At 53.9% G+C, this 23457-nt stretch carries 16 protein-coding genes and 1 tRNA gene; 13 read left to right on the forward strand and 4 right to left on the reverse strand.

The genetic code is table 11. From position 1 onward, the window contains the following. The first annotated feature begins 158 nt into the window (after window positions 1-158). The 11 genes from DC28_RS11485 (at window position 159) to DC28_RS11535 (ending at window position 15992) form a co-directional block, all read left to right on the forward strand. On the forward strand, window positions 159-1829 hold the full coding sequence (locus tag DC28_RS11485; RefSeq protein ID WP_052078812.1) for a SulP family inorganic anion transporter: 1671 nt from the start codon (window positions 159-161) through the stop codon (window positions 1827-1829). Then, window positions 1829-4345: a cation:proton antiporter domain-containing protein gene (locus DC28_RS11490; protein WP_037548708.1), complete on the forward strand. Its 2517-nt coding sequence runs from the start codon at window positions 1829-1831 to the stop codon at window positions 4343-4345. The genes DC28_RS11485 and DC28_RS11490 overlap by 1 nt, the downstream gene beginning before the upstream one ends. A 61-nt stretch (window positions 4346-4406) precedes the next feature. Continuing rightward, window positions 4407-7940 (forward strand): DNA polymerase III subunit alpha, encoded by a 3534-nt coding sequence (dnaE, locus tag DC28_RS11495; protein ID WP_081942158.1) that lies wholly within the window; start codon window positions 4407-4409, stop codon window positions 7938-7940. A 64-nt stretch (window positions 7941-8004) separates the two neighbouring features. After that, complete coding sequence (locus tag DC28_RS11500) at window positions 8005-8631, forward strand: YggT family protein (protein ID WP_037548710.1); 627 nt, start codon at window positions 8005-8007, stop codon at window positions 8629-8631. Between the two features lie 12 nt (window positions 8632-8643). Continuing rightward, complete coding sequence (recG, locus tag DC28_RS11505) at window positions 8644-10905, forward strand: ATP-dependent DNA helicase RecG (protein WP_037548712.1); 2262 nt, start codon at window positions 8644-8646, stop codon at window positions 10903-10905. Between the two features lie 370 nt (window positions 10906-11275). Beyond that, window positions 11276-11914 carry an RsmD family RNA methyltransferase gene (locus DC28_RS11510; RefSeq protein ID WP_037548714.1) on the forward strand — a complete coding sequence of 213 codons (639 nt, stop codon included), beginning with the start codon at window positions 11276-11278 and terminating at the stop codon, window positions 11912-11914. 66 nt (window positions 11915-11980) lie between these two features. Further along, window positions 11981-13063 carry an ATP phosphoribosyltransferase regulatory subunit gene (locus DC28_RS11515; protein WP_052078813.1) on the forward strand — a complete coding sequence of 361 codons (1083 nt, stop codon included), beginning with the start codon at window positions 11981-11983 and terminating at the stop codon, window positions 13061-13063. Then, window positions 13060-13686, forward strand: coding sequence for an ATP phosphoribosyltransferase (gene hisG, locus DC28_RS11520; RefSeq protein ID WP_037548717.1), 627 nt, complete (start codon window positions 13060-13062; stop codon window positions 13684-13686). Before DC28_RS11515 ends, hisG begins: the two co-directional genes overlap by 4 nt. A gap of 1 nt (window position 13687) precedes the next feature. Continuing rightward, window positions 13688-14284 (forward strand): imidazoleglycerol-phosphate dehydratase HisB, encoded by a 597-nt coding sequence (gene hisB / locus DC28_RS11525; protein ID WP_037548719.1) that lies wholly within the window; start codon window positions 13688-13690, stop codon window positions 14282-14284. Between the two features lie 169 nt (window positions 14285-14453). Further along, complete coding sequence (locus DC28_RS11530; RefSeq protein WP_193382281.1) at window positions 14454-14843, forward strand: hypothetical protein; 390 nt, start codon at window positions 14454-14456, stop codon at window positions 14841-14843. Between the two features lie 3 nt (window positions 14844-14846). Further along, window positions 14847-15992 carry a tetratricopeptide repeat protein gene (locus tag DC28_RS11535; RefSeq protein WP_037548721.1) on the forward strand — a complete coding sequence of 382 codons (1146 nt, stop codon included), beginning with the start codon at window positions 14847-14849 and terminating at the stop codon, window positions 15990-15992. A gap of 154 nt (window positions 15993-16146) precedes the next feature. Here the strand turns inward: DC28_RS11535 and DC28_RS11540 are convergent, their stop codons facing one another. The 3 genes from DC28_RS11540 to DC28_RS11550 form a co-directional block, all read right to left on the reverse strand. After that, window positions 16147-17949 carry an alanine--tRNA ligase gene (locus tag DC28_RS11540; RefSeq protein ID WP_037548723.1) on the reverse strand — a complete coding sequence of 601 codons (1803 nt, stop codon included), beginning with the start codon at window positions 17947-17949 and terminating at the stop codon, window positions 16147-16149. Window positions 17950-18019: 70 nt separating this feature from the next. Continuing rightward, window positions 18020-18565 carry a TM2 domain-containing protein gene (locus DC28_RS11545; protein ID WP_156104667.1) on the reverse strand — a complete coding sequence of 182 codons (546 nt, stop codon included), beginning with the start codon at window positions 18563-18565 and terminating at the stop codon, window positions 18020-18022. 25 nt (window positions 18566-18590) lie between these two features. After that, window positions 18591-19862, reverse strand: a complete 1272-nt coding sequence (locus DC28_RS11550) for a flagellar motor switch protein FliG (RefSeq protein ID WP_037548727.1) — start codon at window positions 19860-19862, stop codon at window positions 18591-18593. 144 nt (window positions 19863-20006) lie between these two features. Between DC28_RS11550 and DC28_RS11555 the strand changes: the two genes are divergently transcribed. Both DC28_RS11555 and DC28_RS11560 read left to right on the forward strand, forming a co-directional pair. After that, window positions 20007-20079 (forward strand) — tRNA-Phe (locus DC28_RS11555). A gap of 137 nt (window positions 20080-20216) precedes the next feature. After that, the gene (locus DC28_RS11560) at window positions 20217-22220 is read left to right on the forward strand and encodes an ion transporter (protein ID WP_063135620.1); all 2004 of its coding nucleotides are present in this window, start codon (window positions 20217-20219) and stop codon (window positions 22218-22220) included. Here DC28_RS11560 and DC28_RS11565 read toward each other — a convergent pair. Then, entirely contained in the window at window positions 22161-23363 is a 1203-nt protein-coding gene (locus DC28_RS11565) for an IS256 family transposase (RefSeq protein ID WP_037545877.1), read from the reverse strand. The genes DC28_RS11560 and DC28_RS11565 overlap by 60 nt on opposite strands. Between the last annotated feature and the right edge of the window lie 94 nt (window positions 23364-23457).

Below are 23457 nucleotides of genomic sequence, written 5' to 3' on the forward strand. Positions count from 1 at the left end.
ACCCCATGACCCGTTCACCCCATGACCCGTTCACCCCATGACCCGTTCACCCCATGACCCGTTCACCCCATGACCCGTTCACCAGCACCCCAGCTCCAAGGTTCCAAGGGGCCCGGTCCCATGTTGAATATCTGACAAAATTACTACAGAATCACACCATGATGAGTAACAGTAAGACCACATTTTTTGGACGGCTCAAGCCCCAGGATTTCAAGAAGGACCTCTTCGGTGCCCTAACCACCGCAGTGGTGTCTCTGCCCATGGCGGTGGCCTTCGGGGTGGCCTCGGGGATTGGTCCCCAGGCGGGGCTCTACGGCGCCATCATAGTCGGTTTTTTTGCGGCTATGTTCGGCGGCACATCAACCCTGATCTCCGAGCCCACAGGCCCGATGACGGTACTCATTACCGCGGTGGTGGTCCGTCATACCGCCCGGTATCCCGAAAACGGCCTCGCCATCGTATTTACCATTATCATGGTAGCCGGACTCATTCAGATTCTCTTCGGGGTCTTCAAGCTCGGCCGCTACTTTACCATGATGCCCTACTCGGTCATTTCCGGTTTCATGTCCGGCATCGGTCTGCTCCTGGTGTTTAATCAGCTTCCCCTGCTGCTGGGGGCTTCCCGGGCTGGTAAAAGCGTCTACGATTCCATTTCCCAGATTCCCGAGCTGCTCGGCGCCCTTCCCTTACCCGAATTGGCCCTTTCTGCTATGGGGATTCTGCTGCTCTTCGCCACCCCCAAGGCTTGGGGCAGACGGGTTCCTCCCCAACTCATCGTTCTGGTTATCGGGGGGCTTCTTACCTATCTGGTATTTGAACCCGGCCAGGTCCGTACCATCGGGAACATCTCCCTGGGTTTCCCCCAGCTCATAATGCCCCGACTGGTACCCAGTGAAATCGTGTCTATCATCACCGATGCGGCGATTTTAGGGGTGCTAGGTTCCATAGATTCCAGCCTCACTGCCATGATCGCCGACAGCCTAACCCGGGAGCACCACAATCCCGATCGGGAGCTCATCGGACAGGGTATCGGAAATATGGTATCCGGACTTTTCGGGGGCCTGCCCGGCGCCGGGGCCACCATGGGAACGGTGGTCAATATTCAAACCGGAGCCCGCAGCCCCCTCTCGGCGCTCATGCGCTCGGGTATCCTCATCCTGGTAGTTTCCCTGCTCTCCCCCCTGCTCCAGTACATCCCCCGGGTGGTACTGGCTGCCATCGCAGTAAAAGTGGGCTTCAACATCCTGGATTGGAGTTTTCTGGGCCGGGCCCATAAGATTTCCCGGACCGCAACCCTCATTATGTACAGCGTCCTATTGCTTACGGTCTTCGTGGATCTCCTGGTGGCAGTCGCCGTGGGGGTCTTTATCGCCAATATCCTAACCATCGAACAACTTTCCGAGCACCCCTCAACGAAGGTGCACACCATCGACCCCAGCGGGGATCCGGTGGTTCTCAATCACCAGGAACAGGCTGTCCTAGAGAAGATCGGCCGGGAGGTCATTCTCTTCCACCTCAGCGGCCCCATGATCTTCGGTGTCGCCCAGGCCATAGCCCGGGAAGCCGCAGCCCTGCGCGATGATGTTCAGGTTCTCATTCTGGATCTCACCGAGGTCGTCATGTTGAGCACCACCGTTGCCCTGGGAATAGAGAACCTCGTTCTGGAAGCCCTCTCCTCCCACACCCGGGTATTCGTCTGCGGGGCCTCCCAGGAGGTTCGGGAAAAATTACAGCGTACCGAACTACCCGAAACCGGTGTTATCTTCTACGATACCCGTATACAAGCCCTGGAAGAAGCCCAGCAACACTGCTGCTCCACGGAGGAATAATGAATCACACCGGTCTGCCAAGCCTACCCTTTACGGATCCCGTCCTGATTTTCGGAACGGTTATGGCCTTGCTGCTCATCGCGCCCTTGGCAGCCCGGAAGCTCCGCCTCCCGGAACTCATCGGACTCATCATCGCCGGGGTGGTCATCGGCCCCTACGGCCTGGGAGTCCTGGCAAGAGATCAAACGGTGGAGCTCCTCGGCAAGGTCGGCCTCATGTACATCATGTTCCTAGCCGGTTTGGAGATTGATCTGAACCAGGTCAAATCGAACCGCGGCCCGACCCTGATATTCGGACTCTTGACCTTCTCCATTCCCCTGGTCCTGGGTACGGCCTTGGGAATGGGGGTCTTCGCCATGAGTTTTCCCGTGGCAGTACTCCTGGCAAGTATGTTCTCCAGCCACACCCTGTTAACCATGCCTGCGGCGGGAAAGCTTGGGCTCACCAAGCATCCCGTGGTAACCACCGCGGTGGGCGGCACCATCATTACCGATACCCTGGCATTGATCATCCTGGCCATAGTCACCTCCAGCAGTCAGGGCTCTACCGATCTCTGGTTCTGGCTCAGGCTCTTCGGGTTCATGGCGGCATACACCGTGGCCATGGTACTTCTCATTCCCCGGTTAGCTCGATGGTTCTTCCGGCATTTTGGCCGGGATGAGACCCTGGAGTTCGTGTTTGTCATCGCCGTTACCTTTATGGCAGGATACCTGGCATACATGTCAGGCCTGGAACCGATTATTGGAGCATTCCTCGCAGGCCTCACCCTCAATTCTCTGATTCCAGAAAAAAGCCTGCTCATGACCCGCATTCATTTTACCGGCGATGCCATTTTCATCCCCTTCTTCATGCTCTCCGTTGGAATGCTGGTGGATATTTCCCTGTTTCTCCAGCCCGGCCCGGTGTGGATCATCATCGGCGGCATGATTATCACAGCTCTAGTCAGTAAGTGGTTTGCTTCTAAGCTTGCCCAGGTGATTCTAGGGCTCTCCGGCCCGGAAGGGAGCCTTCTCTACGGATTGACGGTGAATCAGGCCGCGGCAACCCTGGCAGCAGTCCTCGTAGGATTCAATCTGGGTCTGTTTTCCCAAGAGATCATCTCCGGTACCATCCTGATGATAGGCATTACCTGCCTGGCGGGCTCCATCATAACCGACCGTCGGGGCCGTCAAATCGCCCTTTCCCTCACCCAGGAACCCAGCCTTCCCAGAAACCCCGGGGGGCTCACAGACCGAATCCTGATCCCCCAGCACTCCAAGGATCAAACAAAACAGCTGGTGGACCTTGCCCTGCTGCTCTCCGGAGGGACCTCAACCACCACCTTGCTTCCCATGCGGGTCGCCCTGGAGGGCAGCGAATCGGAAAAAGAGATAGCCCAAAGCGAGGCGATCCTGGCCCACGCCGTAGTCCGTATCCTTTCCGCTGGAGGCGAGGCTCAGCCGGTAACCACCCTGGACATCAACGTACCCCGGGGGATTCTCCGGGCCCTGCGGGAACAGCGTGCGACCTGTCTTCTCATGCCCTGGGACGGCGACCCAGCTCCCCGCTACCGGGTTTTCAGCCGGACCATCGATCAATGCCTCTCCAGTTCAACCCAGGCAGCCCTTATTTTTAGACCGAGCGCACGCCTGGAGAACGCAAGACGCTGTCATATCATCATCCCCCCCCTGATGCACCATCACCCGGGATTTACCGCCGCCCTCTCCCTCCTGGTTCCCCTGGCAAACCAAGCCGGGGTATCCCTACAGATTTCGGCCCAGCCCCGGGAAATCGCCGTCTCAAAGCGGGTACTAGGGCAGATCAAATCCCTCCCGGAAACCGAATACACCCCCCTGCCGCAATGGACATTCCTGCGGCAACACCTCAGCCAGGGTGTGCACCCCCAAGACCTGGTCGTTCTGCTCATGCCCCGCCAAGAAGAATTATCCTGGCAGCCGAAGCTCAACCGTCTTCCCAAGCTTTTATCGGAGCTGTTTCCCCGGAACCCCCTTCTCTGCCTGCTGCCTCCCCGCACACCCCAAGCCCCCCAGGAACAGGATCTTCCCCTTCCCAAGTCCCTGGAATCCACCCCGTTTCAGCTGGATGAACCGCCGGTTACCTACCTATTCGGGTTTCCCAACCCGCAGATCAAGGAGCTCTGCTCCGAACTCATCGCCAGAATGCCGGATATCGCCCCCTCTTCCCGCCTTATCCAGGATCTATTACGGATCAGCCAGGAAGAACCAGTGCTCCTGGTGGACCAGGTGGTGCTCATTCACAGCCACCGCAAGGAAGTACATAAAACCCAGATCGCCATCGGAACCGCTGATCAGGATATCCGCCTGCCCCTGGTGGACCAGTCTATCCGGGTGGTGGTATTGCTGTTAAATCCCCTCGACCAGGACCCCTCCGTCCATCTGCAAATCCTGTCCAGGATTGCACGGATGATCCACCGGCCCGAGTATCTCCCTGCCCTGCTCTCATCCCGGAGCCAAGAAGAATTCCAGGAAAAACTCTCCCGTATCCGGGGTGAGTAAATCTCGTCCAACGGATTTACAGCCTAGGCTGATTGGGATACCATAGTTCCGGGAGGATTCTGTGGCTGAGTTTGTTCATTTGCATAACCATTCCGACTTTAGTTTGCTCCGGGCGTCCAGTACCATCGGCGGTCTTACAAAAAAAGCACGGTCTATGGCTATGCCCGCCCTGGCCCTCACGGATGATGGTAACCTATTCGGAGCGCTCCGGTTCTACCAGGCATGTAAATCCGGAGAACAGCCCCTAAATCCCATCATTGGATGTGATTTTTTCCTGGCCAACGACAGCCGTCATAATAAATCCATTACCGAAAATGCAAATAAGTATAACCGCCTGGTACTACTGGCAACCTCCGAGCTGGGGTACCGGAACCTCATGAAACTCAGCTCAGTGGGATACACCGAGGGGTTCTACTACAAACCGCGTATCGATAAAGAGGTGCTCGCCCAGTACAACCGGGACCTGGTAGCCCTGTCGGGCAGTATGGGCGGGGAGATTCCCCAGCTCATCACCCGGAACCGGGTTGATGAGGCGCGGAAGGTAGCCGCCTGGTACCGGGATCTCTTCGGCCCCCAGCACTTCTACCTGGAAATGACCGACCACGGCATCCCCGAGCAGAAGATTATCAATAAAACCCTTCTGCAGTTCTCCAAGGAACTCGACATTCCTCTGGTAGCGACCAATGACACCTACTATCTTGACCGGGAAGATTCCAATGCCCAGGATATACTTCTCTGTATAGGCAACAAACGAAAGAAAAATGAACCAGGCCGCTTCAAGTTTTCCAGCGACCAATTCTACCTCAAAACCCCCGAGGAAATGCACCGGCTTTTCGGCGAGATCCCCGAAGCCCTCACCAACACCCTAGCCATCGCTGAAATGTGTAACCTCGAAATGAACCTTCCCGGCCCGCTGTTGCCGGATTTCGACATACCAGCCCAATACCAGAGCCCGGATGAATATCTCCGAGCCATTGCAAACCAAGGCTTGAAGGACCGGTACGGAGCGATCACTGAAGACCTGCAGAAGCGCCTGGATTACGAACTCTCCATCATCATTGGCATGGGGTTTACCGGATACTTTCTCATCGTCTGGGATTTTATCCGGTACGCCAAGGAGCACGATATTCCCGTAGGGCCGGGTCGGGGATCCGGCGCAGGCTCAATCGTTGCCTACTGCATGCAAATCACCGACATCGACCCCATAAAATACAACCTTCTGTTTGAGCGTTTTCTAAACCCCGACCGGGTGAGCATGCCGGATTTTGACATCGACTTCTGCTTTGAACGGCGCCAGGAGGTCATCGACTACGTTACCCGAAAATACGGCTCTGAGAAGGTTGGTCAGATCATTACCTTCGGAACCCTTAAGGCCAAGGCCGTCATCCGGGACGTAGCCCGGGTGCTTGATCTCCCATTCTCAGAGGCTGATAGGATCGCGAAGCTTATCCCCGACGATCTTAAAATTACTATTCCCAAGGCCTTAGAGCAGGAACCAAAACTTCAGGAGTTAAAGGATCAGGGAGGCGTCTACCAGGAGCTCCTGGAAACCGCCCAAAAACTGGAAAAACTCAGCCGCCACGCATCCACCCATGCCGCCGGGGTCGTCATCGGCAAGGATGAACTTACCACCTATGTTCCCCTCTTCCGCGATCCGAAAACCGGGGCCGTATCAACCCAGTTCACCATGGATCTGCTGGAGGACTGCGGACTGGTTAAGATGGATTTTTTGGGATTAAAAACCCTCACCCTCATCACGAACACCGAAAAGCTTATCCGTGCCAGGGGAATCGAATTCAGCGAAACCGACATTCCCGAGGACGATCAACGCACCTTTGAGATGCTGGGACAGGGAAAATCCGCTGCTGTGTTCCAGTTTGAATCCGAGGGCATGCAGCAAACCCTGAAGAAAGCCAAACCCACCTGTATAGAAGACCTCATCGCCTTGAATGCCCTGTACCGTCCGGGACCCATGGATAATATTCCCCAATTCATCGATTCCAAATGGGGACGAATTCCTATCCGCTATCCCCACCCAAGTCTTGAATCGGTTCTCAAGGAAACCTACGGCGTTATCGTCTACCAGGAACAGGTAATGGAAATCGTCCAGATTATCGGCGGATTCAGCCTTGGGGAGGCAGATATCCTTCGGCGAGCCATGGGAAAAAAGAAAGAAAAAGAAATGGCCCGGATGTATGTACGGTACATGGAAGGAGCCAAACAGAAGGGGATCGATGAAAAAACCGCCGAAGAAATCTTTGAGCTCCTAAAACCTTTTGCCGGATACGGATTCAACAAGAGCCATGCTGCCGCCTATTCGGTCCTTGCCTATAAGACAGCCTATCTGAAGGCAAACTACCCTGCGGAGTTCATGGCGGCAAACCTGACCAATGAAATTAACAGCCCCGATAAGTTTTCCCAGTACATGGCAGAAACCAAGGCTATGGGCATTCCCATTGAGGCTCCTGATATTAATAAATCGGACAAGTACTTCACCGTTAACGAGGGCCGCATTTTCTTCGGTCTGATGGGCATGAAGGGGGTTGGCACCAGTGCTGTGGACGAGATCATCCAAAACCGCCAGGCTCAGGGGCCGTTCTCAGGGTTTGAGGACTTTCTCGAGCGGATCGACCTGAAAACCGTAAACCGTAAGGTAGTGGAAATAATGATCATGTGCGGGGTTTTTGATTCCCTGCTGCCATGCCGTAAGGCACTCTTCGACAACCTCGAAGCCTACATGGATATTGCATCCGCCAAGAAGGAAAGCAGAGCCTTCGGTCAAACCAGTCTCTTTGACGACTCCCCCGAGGACGAGTTCCCCTCACCCACCCCGGATCTCACCCAGGAGTTCGATCTACTGGAACTCCTTGCCTATGAAAAAGAAACCATGGGATACTACTTCTCCGGTCACCCCATGGATAAATTCCGGGAACAGTGGGAGCGGGGCACAAACATCAACCTTGCCCGGCTGGACCGAGCCCAACACGAGTCCCGGTACGCCCTGGTGGCTTTGGTGACGGCCTTTCGAAGCATTATCACCAAAAAGGGTACCCGAATGGCCTTCGGAACCATGGAAGACTACCAAGGTAGCCTCGAATTCGTGCTATTTCCCGATACCTTTGCCCAAATCGGCGAGACCGTGGTACCGGACACCGTGCTCGGCTTCATCGGTAACCTGGATACCAGCCGGGAGCGCCCCCAGCTCATCATTGAGGAAGTCCGCCAACCCGATGAGATGGACGAAATCGATTCAGGCGAGATCCACATCCGCCTGAACGAATATGCCACTGATCAAGAATCCCTCCTGGAGTTCCGAGGATTCTTACATGAACGACCGGGAAACTGCCCGGTCTACCTTCACATGAAGGACGAAAGAGGAACCGAATATATCATCCGGGCTGCGACCCAGTTAAAGGTCTCCGGATTGCAGTCTTCCCTCCAAGAGTTGGAACAGCATCCCTCGGTACTGGAGCTCTGGAAGGAATTTCCTCAGCTCAGCACACCCAGGAAACCCAAAGAATTTAATTTTTTGGAGGCTGGCTTTCCCCAGGATGACCAAGAAGAAATCGATTCCCCCGAGGCGGTCACCCTATGATCCGCTCAATACAATGGGCAGGTAGCAGTCCCATCCACCCTTACCAAAAACCCAGGAGGTTTGTATGAATCTTCCCCTTGCGCTCATCACTCTGTTTCAGATTCTTGGAACCATCATCAGCGTGTATTCCCTACTCCTGGTGGTGCGCATCATAATGACCTGGTTTTCTCAGTCCCCGAACCGGGAAAACCCCATCTCCTTTGGCAGATTGGAATCCATTCTGGAACGGATTACCGAACCCTATCTGGCCCTATTCCGCCGCATGTCCTGGGTCAGGGTACAGAATCTCGACCTCAGTCCCCTGGTCGGTCTCCTGGTGCTGCAGGTGGTATCCATCACCTTCCTGGAATTTGCCCGCCGGGGCCGGATTGCCCTAGGAATTTTCCTGGGGGTCAGTATCGAAGCCTTTTTGGGTACCCTGTCCTTTCTCCTTTTTATAGTAATCATCCTGGGAGCCCTTCGAATAATCGCCTTCTACCTGAAAACTTCCAGTTTAAAAATGTTTTGGTACTCCCTTGATCGCTTATTCCAGCCCCTGATAACCCCGATCTTGGCAAAACTCTTTCCCAGGAGGATTCTTCCCTACGGAACAGCCCTCATGCTCTTCACTACGGTCCTCATTATCGCTGCGGTGCTGTGCAGGCTCATCATTGCATTTTTGGTCCCCCTGCTCATGAACTTGCCATTTTAGGATATTCCCTGCGTGACCACCCAAGAACTTACCCAACCGGTATCCCGGCTTCCCGGGGTTGGCCCCAAGCTTCTCGAGCGGTTAACCAAGGCAGGCTACGGAACCCTCGGCGAACTTCTACAGCTCACTCCCCGGACCTACGAAGACCGCATAACCTGCCGCCCCCTTAACCAGGGAGCAGGTCCGGCACCCACCCGGATCATCACCATCATCCGGGTTCTCCACCACGACTACTTCGGCCCGCCCCACCGGCAGGTCCTGAAGATCCACATCCAAGACTTCACAGCCCGGGCAAGCCTCGTATGCTTCGGTAGAAATTTCCTCGCCCAAACCCTTACCCCGGGGAGTATTTTTTACCTATCCGGGGTCTTTACCCGGCGGTACGGCGAGATTCAAAGCTCCGATTTCGAAACCGAACCTGTTGATTCCCGACAGCTGGAACAGTGGAAACAGCATCTTCAAACCACCCCCGATGCCCCCCAGCTCCCCCCATCCCGGCAGTTCGGCCGGATTCTCCCCGTATATCCCGGTATCGCCGGCCTCGGCCAGGGCCAGCTGCGGTCAATCCTGGCAGCCGCTGTACAGCACTACGGAAAACACCTAACCGATCCTCTTCCCGAGGATATCCGGGACCAGTACAATCTGATGCCCTATCCAATGGCCATTCAATACCTCCATCAAAGCCCGTCTCTGGAGCAGGCTCGCCGCGCCCTTCAGCGCCTGGCCTTCCAGGAACTGCTACTCCTCCAGCTACAGCTTGGGAAAACAGCCCGGGACCGAAAGAAGCACCATCGGAACGAACCTTCCCTGGACCAATCGCCCCAGATCTGGACCGATCTCTCCGCCCATCCCCGCATTGGGCCGAGCATTAGCATCCTGCCCTTCCAACTCACCCCGGACCAGATCGCAGTCATTCATCAAATCCTCCAGGATCTTCAGAACCAGACTGCCATGGCCCGGCTGCTCCAGGGGGATGTGGGCTCGGGAAAAACCCTCACAGCCATTCTCTGCGCCCTGGAAATTGTCAGGCAGGGCCGCCAGGTTGTGTTCATGGCACCCACCGAGCTTCTGGCAAAACAGCACGCCGATACGGTTCATCGCTACGTTGCCTTTCAGGGAGTGCGGGCCGCCTTTTTATCCGGTTCATTAACGGGGAAACCCCGGGATACCCTGCTCTCGGCACTCCGGACGGGAGAAATCGATATTCTCGTGGGGACCCATGCCGTCTTCACCCAGGATGTGGAATTCCGGGACCTGGGATTCGCCATCATCGATGAACAGCACCGTTTCGGTGTCATGCAGCGCCAGCAACTGCTCTCCAAGGGGGATTTTGTTCACCTCCTGCTCATGAGCGCCACCCCGATCCCCAGGACGCTGGCCCTCACGGTATATGGTGATATCGAAATCACTACCATCCGTTCCAAACCCGCCGGAAGAAAACCCGTAGAAACCCACCTTGCCCGAATGGGCAACGAACAGAAGGTCTACGAATTCGTATATCGGGAGGTCAGCCGGGGGCGCCAGGCATACTTCGTCTACCCCCGTATCGAGGACCCCGCAGACCAGACAGCCTCCTCCCCACCCCCTCCCTCCGAAACCGCCGAGGGGCCGTCCCTCCCAAAATCCTCCCATACCCTCAACACCCCGGGACCGGGATCCGACGCCCCATCCTCCGACGCCCCATCTCCCTCCCCTCCCCTCAAATCGGCTGAACAGATGTATTCCCTGTTATCCCGGGAGCACTTCGCAGGGTATACCGTCGCCCTCCTTCACGGCGGTATGAAGGAAGAGGAAAAACACGAAATCATGACAAATTTTTCCATGGGATCCATCCAGGTACTGGTAGCCACCACCGTAGTGGAGGTAGGGGTGGATGTGGCCAATGCCACCTGTCTAGTAGTAGAACACGCCGAGGCCTTCGGTCTCTCAGCCCTGCACCAGCTCCGGGGACGGGTCGGCCGGGGAACCGAGCAATCCTATGCCTTCCTGGTTTACCAAGAACCCCTGACCGATATTGCCAAGCAGCGACTCAAAATACTCAAACAAACCACCGACGGCTTTGCCATAGCTGAAAAGGATCTAGAACTTCGGGGCCCCGGTGATTTAGGTGGTGTGCAGCAATCGGGCTTTTTGCATTTTGTTTTTGCCGACCTAACCCGGGACCAGGAACTACTAAGTCAAACCCGTCAATTGGCCGATGCCATCCTGAACCAAGACCCGGAACTCTCCAGCCCGGACCACCGGGCCCTAGGAATGCTTCTTACCCTGCTCTAACATAGTGCACAAACGGTTGTAACTCTGCACCCCGGCGACACCACCCATGGGTGGACTTCGGGACCTAGGTGCCGAAGTACATTTCGGCTTGAGGAGGCGGGTGTGCGCTGGGGGTTTCTGAGGCACAAAATAGTTACAACCTTTTGCGCACTACATACGGATTACCTTCCAGAACCGGTACCGAAACCCGGGGTTCCGGAGAAACGCCACCCCCGAACTCATACCCTGCCGCCCTGGGGCTTAAACTACTTGTCGGAGTTGACAGTTGAGAAAAGTACCTAATACCCCGCCGTGCTCGGGCTGAAACTCCCCCGACTCACAATTACCCTCCGGCTTGCCTCAAACCCCCAACCTGGGATACCCTCGGACTATGAGAATTACCGGCGGAATCTACCGCGGACGTACCGTCACCTGTCCCCCGGGTATCATACGCCCTGCCATGGACCGGATGCGGGAAAGCGTCTTCACCATCCTGGGAAGCGTCCAGGGACTGAGTTTTTTGGATCTCTTCACCGGCTCGGGCATCATTGCCCTGGAAGCAGCCAGCCGCGGCGCAGAACCCGTCTACGCTGTGGAAAAGGATCCCGGGAAAAAAACCATCCTCAAAAAAAACCTCTCCATAGCGGATCAGAACGTACATCTATCCATCATGCCGGCAGAACGCTTTGTAAAAACCTGGAAAAAACCCTTCGACCTAGTTTTCCTGGATCCACCCTTCCCCTATCCCTTCAAGGCCGATCTCCTCGCCCGAGTAGCAGCCAGCCGGTTAGTCCACCCGTCAACCCAGATCATCATTCACTATCCCGGGGAGGAAACCCTGCCTGACAACCTGGCCATCCCCCGCCTTGAGGGGCAGAGCAGCCTTCCCCGCTTTTTCCAGGATGATTCCCATGTCTCTGGGAACTCTACCTCCCCCCAAAACACCTCCTGGACCCTTACTCATACCGATACCCGGGAGTTCGGCCGGTCCCTGGTCCGGTTTTACAAACCCCGGGCACATACCCCCTAACCCGGGCTGAATACTCCGTTTACCACCCCGGCACCATTTGGTATAGTATTCCCACCGGGAGGAAACATGAAACGCACCAAACCAACCCTGCTCAACCTACCCTCGGGTTCCGAGGGCATCTTCCTGCAGGACGCGGAGCTGCACCGTCACATCATTGGAAAACTGGATACCCTCTTCAGCCGCTGGGGATTTACCCCGGTTCATACTCCCATGGTGGAATACGCCGATACCTACAACCACATTACCGGCACCGAGGTTCCCCATCACACCTACCGGCTCATCGACCGGGAGGGAAGCATCCTTATGTTGCGCAGCGATATTACCCTCTTCCTCATGAAACAGATTCACACCATGCTCCGCAACGCAGACTTACCCCTGCGCCTTTCCTACAGCGACAGCATCATGCGCTACCAGGACGCTATCGACATCGGAAAAAACGAATTTTTTCAGACCGGCGCCGAAATAATCGGGGTTCCCGGCCGGGACGGCGATCTGGAAGCCCTCTGCTTACTCGTAGAATCCCTGCAAACCATTGCCTGCCCCCAGCCGGTACTACACCTGGGCAGCCGCCGGGTCTTTAATGCCATATTTCAAGAACATTCTGCCGATCATATTCAGGACCTGACCCATGCCATTACCATGCGGAACTGGGATGAGCTATCCTCCTACGGCCCGGAAATTACCCGGCTATTTTCCCTACTCTGTTCCCCGGGTGATTTTGATCTCTCGTCAACCCCTGCCCCCGGGCTTTCGGGCACGTATCCTGACCTCATCCCGGGTCTTGAGGAGCTCCACGACCGGGCCAAGACCCTGCAGAACCTGTATCCCCAGCTGGATATCCGGATGGATCTCAGCGAGCTCGGCAGCCAGCCCTACCATACCGGCCTGGTATTTTCCGTGTATCTTGACGGTACCGATAGTGCAGTGGCATCTGGGGGCCGGTACGATACCCTTTTGGGTAAACTAGGCGCCGATGCGCCGGCTGTGGGCTTCTCCCTCATGGTCTCAAAGATCACCCGGTTATTACCCCGTCCCGAAGATCTTCAGGCCTCCCAGGCGCTTTCCCAAGACCTTGCATCGGCGGATTTTGAGGACCGTCTGACTGCCGCCCAAACCCTGCGAGCCCAAGGAAGGAATATACATCTATGAACAACCAACCCCTCACCCTTGCCCTGCCCAAGGGAAGACTCGAAAAGGATGTCCAAGCCCACCTCGCTGCCAGGGGCATCAACTTCAGCTTTGAAAACCGTAAACTCGTCGCCCAGGACTCCCAGGGTCTGCTCAGGATTATGCTGGTGAAAAACGCCGATCTTCCGGTGTATGTGCACCACGGCATCGCGGGTCTCGGAATCTGCGGGGATGACGTCCTCTACGAATCAGGATACGACTTTTTCCGACTGAGCCATCTGCCCTTCGGCAGTACAAAGATGTGTCTTGCCGGCAGGAAAGACGATGAGCTCCAATCCTCCCAGGGCGGGGTGCTTCGGGTTGCCACGAAATTTACCAGGTTCACCCGGGACTACTTCCACAACCAGGACACCGCCGTCGAGATGATCAAACTCAATGGCTCCGTAGAGCTCGCCCCGGTCCTGGGACTTGCCCCGTATATCGTTGACCTGGTGGAGACCGGTTCAACCCTCAAGGCGAATAACCTTGCCGTGCTCCAGGTCCTCCAAGAAATTAACGTACACCTCATAGCAAATCCGGCCTATTACAAATACCACTATAAACAGGTCGATCAATTTGTCCGTATATTAGAACAGGAGGCCTAACATGGCAGAAGCAACACGTCGGGTCCGCATTGAACGGAACACCAAGGAAACTCAAATCGACCTAACCCTGACCCTGGACTCCCGGGCAGACCAGTCCTTCGACATGCCCCTGCCGTATTTAGCCCACATGCTCAATGCCATGGCCTTTCACGGGGGATTCGGTCTGGAGATTACCGCCCGGGGCGATATAGAGGTAGATCCCCACCATCTCGTAGAAGATCTGGGAATCGTTCTCGGTCAGGCCTTCCATAAAGCCCTGGAGGAGTACGGCCCGGTACAGCGATACGGCCATGCGGTCATCCCCATGGATGATGCCCTTGGGCAGGCAACCGTAGATGTATGCCAACGGCCCTACCTTGTGTATCGCGTTACGTTCCCCCAGGAAAAAAGCGGCAGCTTCGACATGTTCTTGTTTAAGGAGTTCTTTCAGGGATTTGCCAACTCTGCCCGTATCAACCTGCATCTGGAATGTCCCTACGGCGATAATGCCCATCACATGTCCGAGGCCCTCTTTAAATCCCTCGGCCGGGCTCTCACCCAAGCCTACCGACCCCTACAGGGCAGCATGAGTGATATGTCCACCAAGGGCGGTCTTTAGGAACAGGGCCCCCGGGCGCCATCCCGGAAGCCGAGGCTCTGCAGAGCCAGGATCGCCCCATGGAGGATTCGTTTCGTGTGTTAGATTAGAGACTGGAGAAATGAAAAGCTTTCGTTGATTTATAGGCGATCCTGGGGTAGAATAAAGATGATTTAATAAAGAAGAGGTCATGAGTAACATACCAGAAAAACCCGATACCGGGTTCATTAAGCAAACAGATTCCGAATCACTGAATATTTCTTCCCAACAACGGGTGGCACTTGTTCGGCGTGGGAACGAGTTGTTTAACGATGGTCAGATCGAAGCTGCTAAACGCATCTTTCTGACCCTGGGGTACAGTGACGGGCTCATTCGGGTTGGCGATCGATATTTTGCAGAAAAGCGATTTCTTGAAGCCCTTCGGCTGTACATCCTCGCTCCCGATCGTGGCCGGATATCCCAAATGGCTGAATCCATGGCCCTGGTAGTGAGAACCTGGATGCTCCAGGACAACCTGAAAACCAATGAATCCCTGAAAACAAAATCACCTTCAACAGGTTTGACCACCGAAAGGAAATAGGGCATGGCGAATGTAGAAGCTGAAATTAGTAATTCACCGGATACCGGAGCAACGGGCGATGGAATCTCTCCGGAGGTAACCGAGCTTTCCCGAAAGGGATACCATCTGCTCAAGGATGGGCATATAACGGAGGCAATCCACTGTTTCCGCCATATTCTGGAAAACGATCCCGCCAACAACTATGCCCTGGTGGGAATCGGAGATGCCTACCGGAAACGAAGGCGGTACCAAGAGGCCACGGAGTACTACCGGGACTGTCTGCGTCAATACCCTCAAAACAATTACGCGCTTTTCGGATTGGCGGATTGTTACCGCTCCATGAAGCACTTCCACCGTGCCATTGAGGTTTGGGAAACCTACCTCAAGCTAGATGACCAAAACGTCACCGTACTAACCCGGGTTGCGGATGCATACCGTAAGGTTAAAAACCTTGAGCGTTCTGAGGAGCTGTATCTCAGAGTGTTAGAATTGGAACCCGGAAATCCCTATGCCCTTATAGGCCTTGGCCACCTGTATTATGATTTTAAACTCTTCGATAAGGCTCTGTCCTATTGGATGCAGATGTACGAACACCGGGGAAATCGTGCTGATATCCGAGTTCTCACCTCCATCGGCAACTGCCATAGAAAGAGAAAGACCTTCCAGGAAGGGGTGCCCTTCTTTACCCTTGCCCTGGAAAAGGAGCCGAAGAATTTTTATGCCTTGTTCGGGCTGGCGGACTGCTACCGCGGGCTAAACCAGCAGGATAAATCTCTCACCTATTGGAACCGGATTTTGGATCAGGATCCCTCCAACAAGGTCATTTTAACCCGAGCCGGAGATGCCTACCGCAAACTTGGCCAGCTCGACACCGCCGAGGAATACTACCGAAGAGCTCTGAATATCGAGTACGATACCTACGCGGTCCTTGGACTTGCTCTCATCAATAAGGTTCGGGGTAATATGCGCGAGGCTGCAGACAGCCTCCAGGGATTGTTGAAGAGCGACCCTAAAATCCTCAGGATCTACCCAGAAATTTTGGAGTGTTACATTAAACTGGGTGACCGGCACTCTGCGAAATCAGTACTGGAGCTCTACGAGACGGCAGGCGGCATCAAAAACGACGTTCATGAGCGGGTCATCTCTCTACGGAAGGCTGCAGGGGTTTAGGCGGTATACAGTGCGCAAAAGGTTGTAACCTTCGGTACTGACGCCCCTACCCTGTGGTGCGGCCCTTGGATGGGGCCACCCTTGGATGGGGCCGCTATGTCCGGTGCTTTTTACAACCTTTTACGCACTAAGAGAAGACTATGCACCGGTACGCCTATCGCTTTCCAGGAGCAGTCTCCAATACGGCTTTAATCCTGCGTACGCCCTGGCTGGAACTCTGTTCCTTCACAATCCTGAAATGACCGAGTTGGGCAGTATTCTCCACATGAGGACCGCCGCAGACCTCTTTGGAAAAATCGCCGATACTGTAAACCTTCACAATGTCATCGTACTTTTCTCCGAACAGGGCCATTGCACCGGATTTTTTTGCCTCCTCAATGGGCATGGTGGAAAACTGTACATCTAATGACCGTTCGATCTGATGATTTACAATACGCTCCACCTCATCAAGCTGCTCGCGAGACATTTTCTCGGGATGACTAAAGTCAAAACGCAGCCGCTCAGCAGTGATATTGGATCCCTTCTGGGCAACATGATCCCCGAGAACCATGCGTAAGGCCTTATGAAGCAAATGGGTAGCAGTGTGAAGAGCAGTGGTCTGCTCACTATGATCGGCAAGTCCTCCCTTAAAGGTCTGATTCTCGTCCATCTTGGACCGTTCTTGGTGCTTGCGGAAGGCCTCTTCAAAACCGGGAATATCCACGGAAAATCCATGCTCCTCGGCAAGCTCCTGGGTAATTTCCACCGGGAACCCGAAGGTATCGTAGAGTTTAAAGGCTAACCGGCCCGGGATTACGCGCTTTTCACCCTTGAGAAGATTAGGCAACAGCTTTTCAAACTCATGTTCCCCTTTTTGCAGGGTATGGAGGAACTTCTCCTCCTCCTTCTCAAGCTCCGTCAGGATGAATTCCTGCTTCTCCCGCAGCATGGGGTACACATCCCCGTAAATCGTCAGTATTACGGCAGCTAACTCGGATAGGAATGGTTTCTCAAGCCCTAGTTTTCGCCCATGTCTGCTTGCCCGGCGAATTAATCTCCGCAGGATATACCCCTGTCCAAGATTAGATGGGGCCATCCCCTTTTCATCCCCCAGAATGAAGGTAGCTGTTCGGACATGATCGGCGATAATCCTGAATGACCGGTCGATTTCCTCGCCGGAACCGTAGGTCGAGCCGGATATTTCAGCAATCCGGGCCAGCACGGGTACAAAGAGCTCGGTCTCATAAACAGATTTTTTTCCCTGAAGAATGGTGATGGTCCGTTCGATCCCCATACCGGTATCCACGCATTTTCGGGTCATCTCCGAATAGGTACCGTCCGAGTTCTTACGGTATCCCATGAACACATCATTCCAGATTTCAAGCCACTTACCGTCACTTACCCCCGGCCGGCTCTCGGGGGTACCGGGTATCCCCGTATCAATGAACATCTCGGTATCCGGGCCGCATGGTCCCGTCGCTCCCGGGGGTCCCCACCAGTTGTCCTCTCTCCCGAGAAAATATATCCTGTCATCAGGAACACCAAGGCTCTTCCAATACTCTGCTGATTCTGTATCCCGGGGCACCTCATCATCACCGGCGAATACCGTCACCGCTAGTTTCTCAGGGTTTATACCGAGCCATCGGGAATCCGTCAGGAATTCCCAGCTCATTTCAATGGCTTCTTTCTTAAAATAATCGCCCAGGCTCCAGTTTCCGAGCATCTCAAAAAAAGTAAGATGGCTAGAATCACCCACCGCTTCAATGTCACCCGTTCGGATACATTTCTGCACATCCACCAACCGTTTTCCTGCTGGATGGTCCTCACCGAGGATATACGGCACCAAGGGATGCATCCCTGCGGTGGTGAACAATACCGTAGGGTCATTTTCCGGAATGAGACTCTTCCCGGCGATTTCAGCGTGGCGCTTGCTTGTAAAAAATTCTATGTATTTCTTTCTTAGTTCATTTGCAGTCATGGGGCGAATAATACCATACCTTTTTGGTTCAAGCCAAGACAATAACCGAACCCCGAACCGGGGCTGCCTGTTATATCAAGCTCTCAAAATCCGCTTCAGTTTCGGGTTGGAGGAACTCGGGGAACACATACACGATAACCCCGGTTTTTCTCACCCGTACCTCGGCATATCCCTTAGAAACCATAGCTTCTAGCATATCCTTGGCCGAATCTGCGCTGATATTCCCTTCTAAGGCGAGTTGCGCCGGACTGACCGCGCCGCCGTTTTTTTGAGCAAGCCGGAACATCATATGCTCTGAACTTTCCTTAGGCCGATCCGAGGGTTCCCGGTAGCTATAATTACGGGGTTGCTGGCGCTCATAGATAACCGTTCTGCTATAACCGATTCCAGGATACTCTTCATCATCAATTACCTGCCGAAAGCGCTCTTCACGATTTACCGACCGTACCTGCTCAGGCATGGTAATAGCATCATAAATGGTCCCTATACCGAAGAGCCCGCCAGTCAGTAGATAGAGAATACCGGTCCCGACCTTTCCCATATAAAACCGGTGTAATCCCGCGACCCCGATTAACGAGGGCAGCCAAAATAAATAAGACATACGTAGTGATCTCACGATTCCTCCAAACTCATGGTTCCTGCTAAATATACTCCTCGCCGTCACGGCGAACAACTAATTCTCCCGATTCTTCCAGTTTACGAAGATACCGCACAAAATCCTTGGTCGCTTCATCGATCTCTGACCTCCGCCGGGGGCCCATGTGCTGGTATTCCTCAATGATGATCCCAGCCCGGGCCTGGCTCACATTGGTGAGGATTTTCTTTCGGATATCCTCCTCCTTCCCTTTGAGAATAAGGGCGATCTGTCGGTCATCCTGATCCTGGAGGATTCTCTGCAATTCCTTATCGTCGATGTAAAGAAGGGTCTCTATAGTAAATAACCGCTCTTTAATGGATGACGCAAGTTCCGGATCATCCTTCTCAAGATATTGAATCAGCGGTTCCTCTGTACCCGGTGTCATATTTTTCAGAATCTCGGCTAACACACCCCGGCCATCAAGATCGGTTGTTTGGGCGATGCCCTGGTTACGAATCCGTTCTTTCAATGCCGATTCTACCGAGAGGAGAACCTCCCGATCCAGTTTTTCAATCCTGGACAAGCGGCGTATGACCTCAAGTTGCTCATCCCGATCCATCTGGTTGATTACCCCAGCCGCGAGTCCGGCGCTCAGGTGACTTAGCACCAAAACCTTCAATGCCGTACCCTCCTGGCGCAAAAGACTATGGATCTGTTTTGGGTTGTAATCCTCCAGGAACTCAAAATGTCGATGCACCTCCTTAGGTACAGCACTTCGAAGAATTGCCTCTCCCTGTTCAGCCCCGAAGGCTTGCACCAGAAACCCCCGGGCTGTTTCAACTCCCCCTCGACTGGTTTGCTGCTCTGCGAAACCGAGGGTACTAAAGCGCTTTAAAACGACCCGCCTGCTTTCCGGATCAATGACCGGCAGGCTCGCAATTTCCTGGACGATAGCCTCTACCGCATCTTCGGGCAAATGCCGTAGGATCTCTGCTGCCTGGTCTTTGCCGACAATAACCATAAACTGGGCAATCTCCCGACGGGAAGGCGGCACCTCACCCGGCCCAAGGTACATGGCCATGGCCCGACCAGCCGCGGTTCTGGTGTTTTCCTTTACAAGCCCCTCTTCCCTCTTGTCCCGGGAGGAAGCCGATACCCGAGGGCCGCCATCTCTGTGGGACCCCTGGAGTCCGGGATCCTTAGGTGCTTTCCTGGAACCACCAGATGTTTCCCCTGGTTCATTATCCAGTTCCGAAGCGTCCCCTGGAGAATGATCGGCTTTATCAGACCGGCTTACTTTTTTATACGCCTGAGCCCGCATTTTATTCAAATCCATAGGGTAAAAGCATATCCCCGGTGTCCTGGATCGTCAACGACCCATAGCCTGAAGCCGATGATACCTGTTGTTTCGTAAGCCCTGGGGTTGACAGTTTTTTTTGAGTCCTATATAAATAGCAGCACACACCCCAGGGTGTGGTTTGCCGCTGTAGCTCAGTTGGTAGAGCAACGGACTGAAAATCCGTGTGTCGACAGTTCAATTCTGTCCGGCGGCAACAACTAGTCAATGGAGAAGCCCCAGGAACCTTCCTGGGGTTTTTTTATACCACGAGGCCCAGGAAGGTGGAAAACCAACCCACAGAAGTACCTGGGGACCTCCCGAAATACGGACACTTCTACTATACTTCACCTCATGAATTATCTTGCCCGTCTATTTCGCTCCCTTACCTTTGAACTGGTTATCGTGTTTCTTATCCTGGCGTCGGTTGTGTTTGCAGGTGCCAGTTTTTTTACCGATCTACCGTGGCTCGAGCAGGCTAATCTCGGGTTTAGCCTGTTTTTCTGTTTTGAACTCAGTCTTCGGTTCCTGGCAGCCGAAAACCCCAGGAAGTATTGGAAGTCTTATTGGCTGGATTGGGTGGCATCCATACCCTGGGACTTTATTCTCCTGACACTAACACCCACCGCCGGGTTACCCGTAGTCTGGTTGAGACTTCTTCGATTGCCCAGGATTGCCCGAATCCTCCGCTTCATCAGCATCGGACGTCAAGGCATTGGCCGTAGGGCCATCTACCACATCAAAAAACAACTGGAAAAGAGTCTGCCCCGACAATTCCTTATGCTGGCAGCCCTCGCCGGGTCTCTGTACCTGCTCTTCGGGTTTGTTTTTTCCCAGATCAAGGATGAGACAATAGTCGACCCGTACTACTTCAGCTTAATCACCCTCATGAGCAGCGACAGTATCTTTGAGGTAGCCCAAGGGGGCAGCGGAATACGGACGGCGACCATAATCCTAGCCTTTCTGGGTATGATCCTCTTCAATGGAATTCTTATAGCCATTATAGTCTCCCGAATAACCGAATACCTAGAAAATGTCAGATCCGGCCGGGGACGGGTGGAGGAACGAAACCACCTAATCATCCTTGGCTGGCACGGCTTTGTAAAATACCTGACCCAGGAACTGGAACTGTACAGCCGGACCGAGGGACAGCAGATTACCCTGGTATTGCTTGTAGAGGAAATTTCCCAGGACATCACCGACCTTGCTCAGAATAACACCCTGGTAGATGTGGTGGTACGCCGCGGCCGGGGTTACAATCAGCAGGACATTGACCATATCTCCCTTTCCCGGGCTCGGGCGGTATTCGCCCTGGGCCATGGTAGTCTCAGTGAGAATAACAGCGTGGTTCTAAAAACCCTTCTTACCATGGAATCGATCCTATCCTCCAAAGGGACGGATCACCCCTGGGAATCAGCGCCTCCCCGTAGGTCCCTGGCAGGAACCTGGCCGCACATCGTTGCCAATCTACCCGAAGGAACCTTGGAAACCTACCTTCCGGAGTTTCCCGGCGATTCGGTCATCACCTTCGATCCTTTCTTCTATTCGGCGAAAATTCTAGCCAGCGTGGTGCGGACTCCGGAACTCTACCAGGTCTACACCGAGCTATTTAGCTTCGATGGGAGCGAGTTCTATGGTTGCCGGGCTGGTAATCTCGCTGGCCTCCGCTACTGCGATTTACCTGGAGTCCTACCGGGCATTCAGCTCTGCGGCCTGTTGGAGAACAACCAAATCAGACTCATACCCCCTCAGGATACCGTCCTCCAGGCAGACCACACCCTCTTGGTACTTGGTCAGAGCCGAAAGGTTTCTGAAGCTGCCTTCCGCAATCACTCCGTTCAAAGAGGAACCTCCACCCAACCCGTCATCTCACCCCTCCAGACACACCAGCCGTCAAAATCCGGCTTGGAGGTTGCCATCATCGGGGTGAACCCGAAGATTCCCTTTATTGTAGAAGAACTCTTAAAACATAAATGCCGAATCCACGTTATTGACGATCAAAGTAAGGGTGATTTTAATGCCTGGTACGAGATGACCACCGGTGGTAAACCGCCCCGGGATTTGCATTTCATCCCCTACTCCTTTCACGGAAGAAGCCCCCTGAACCTCAGCCTCGAGTTACAATCCTTGGACAGAATAATAATCCTAGCCGACGAGAGTGCTGGTCAGGGCGAGCCCGGAAAGGTTGACGCCGACACCATCCATAAACTGTTAAAGCTCCGTAAACTCATCAGGGATCTGGGCTTCTCCAAGGATTGTCAGATCGTGGCGGAGATCATGGCGCCGGAATCCGAAGGATTAAGCAACCTTTTTTCTGTAAATTTCTTTAAAAGCAGGGCGATCATTAGACTCGGGTAAGTACCGTTTTTCATTCTGCCATTGATCGTTCTGTTCGATCAGCATGGCCGCCGCAAGGCGAAGCAAACTATCGGCATTAGGGAATACGCCTACGACCTTTGTTCGCCTTTTTATTTCTTTCATTTGACGTTCAGCCAAATTTGAGGTTCGTAACTTCCTCCTGTGGTTTTCCGGGATATGAAATACGCTTAATCCCTCCCGGAGATTTTCATCAGCCCACTGGGCAAGACGGGGCTGGGTCTTCTCATACTTTTCTACCAGGCTCTGCAAGTACCTTTCGGCGTTCTGTTCATCTGGGGCATTGAAAACCTTGCGGATTTCCGCCGCTACCGCCGGGACATCGTCTTTCCTTGTCACGTAACCACGAGCATTTTGCTGCAAGTGAAATTGACACCGTTGCCACAAGATTCCAGGAAACACAGCATCGATAGCTGCTCGAAGACCCGCATGGTCATCACTGGTAATCATGGTCAGACCATGGAGCCCTCTACGAACCAGGCCTTCTAGAAACGATCGCCAATTTACCTCCGCTTCGCTATTGGCTACTTCTGTGCCCAAAATCTGACGTTTGCCTTCATAATCGACGCCTATGGCCATCAGTAGGGACTGTTTGACCACTTTCGAGCCTACACGCACTGATTCATATGTAGCGTCGAGCACGAGATACTGTATTTGTCCTACCGGCGAGGATCGCCAGGATGTTGCCTCTTCATCCAGCTCCTTCGCCAATCGACTTACCTGTGAGGAGCTCACCTCGGTGCCGCATAGGATTTCTACGATATCTGAAACCCGTCTAGTACTGACCCCTTTTACGTACATCTCGGCTATCGCAAGTTTTAAGGCTCGTTCACTCCGAATACCCTTTTCGATACAGCTGGGATAGAATTCCAGTCCGCGGACTTGAGGTATCTTGAGTAATACCTTCCCGGTAGCCAAAGCCAAGGTTTTGTTCTTAAACCCGTTGGCGTAGCCCATTCGATCTTCGGTCCGCTCATAGGGTTCGGCCTGAAGGGTTTTGGCTCGCTCAAGTTTCATTGCTTCGTTCACTACCTTTTCTATCACCTTAGAAAATTTACTGTCTTCCTTGGTGGCTAACATTTGGATCACTTGCTCTAAAAGTGTATACTCTGATTGGTAGGCCATCGGGCTCTCCTTATGGTTTGTTTCGTCACTTACCATTTGAGCCTGATCGGCCTGCTTTCTTCAACCTAATTTACAGAAAGAATTGTACACCAAC

Origin of the sequence: Spirochaeta lutea (assembly GCF_000758165.1) — a bacterium.
Taxonomy (GTDB): domain Bacteria; phylum Spirochaetota; class Spirochaetia; order DSM-27196; family Salinispiraceae; genus Spirochaeta_D; species Spirochaeta_D lutea.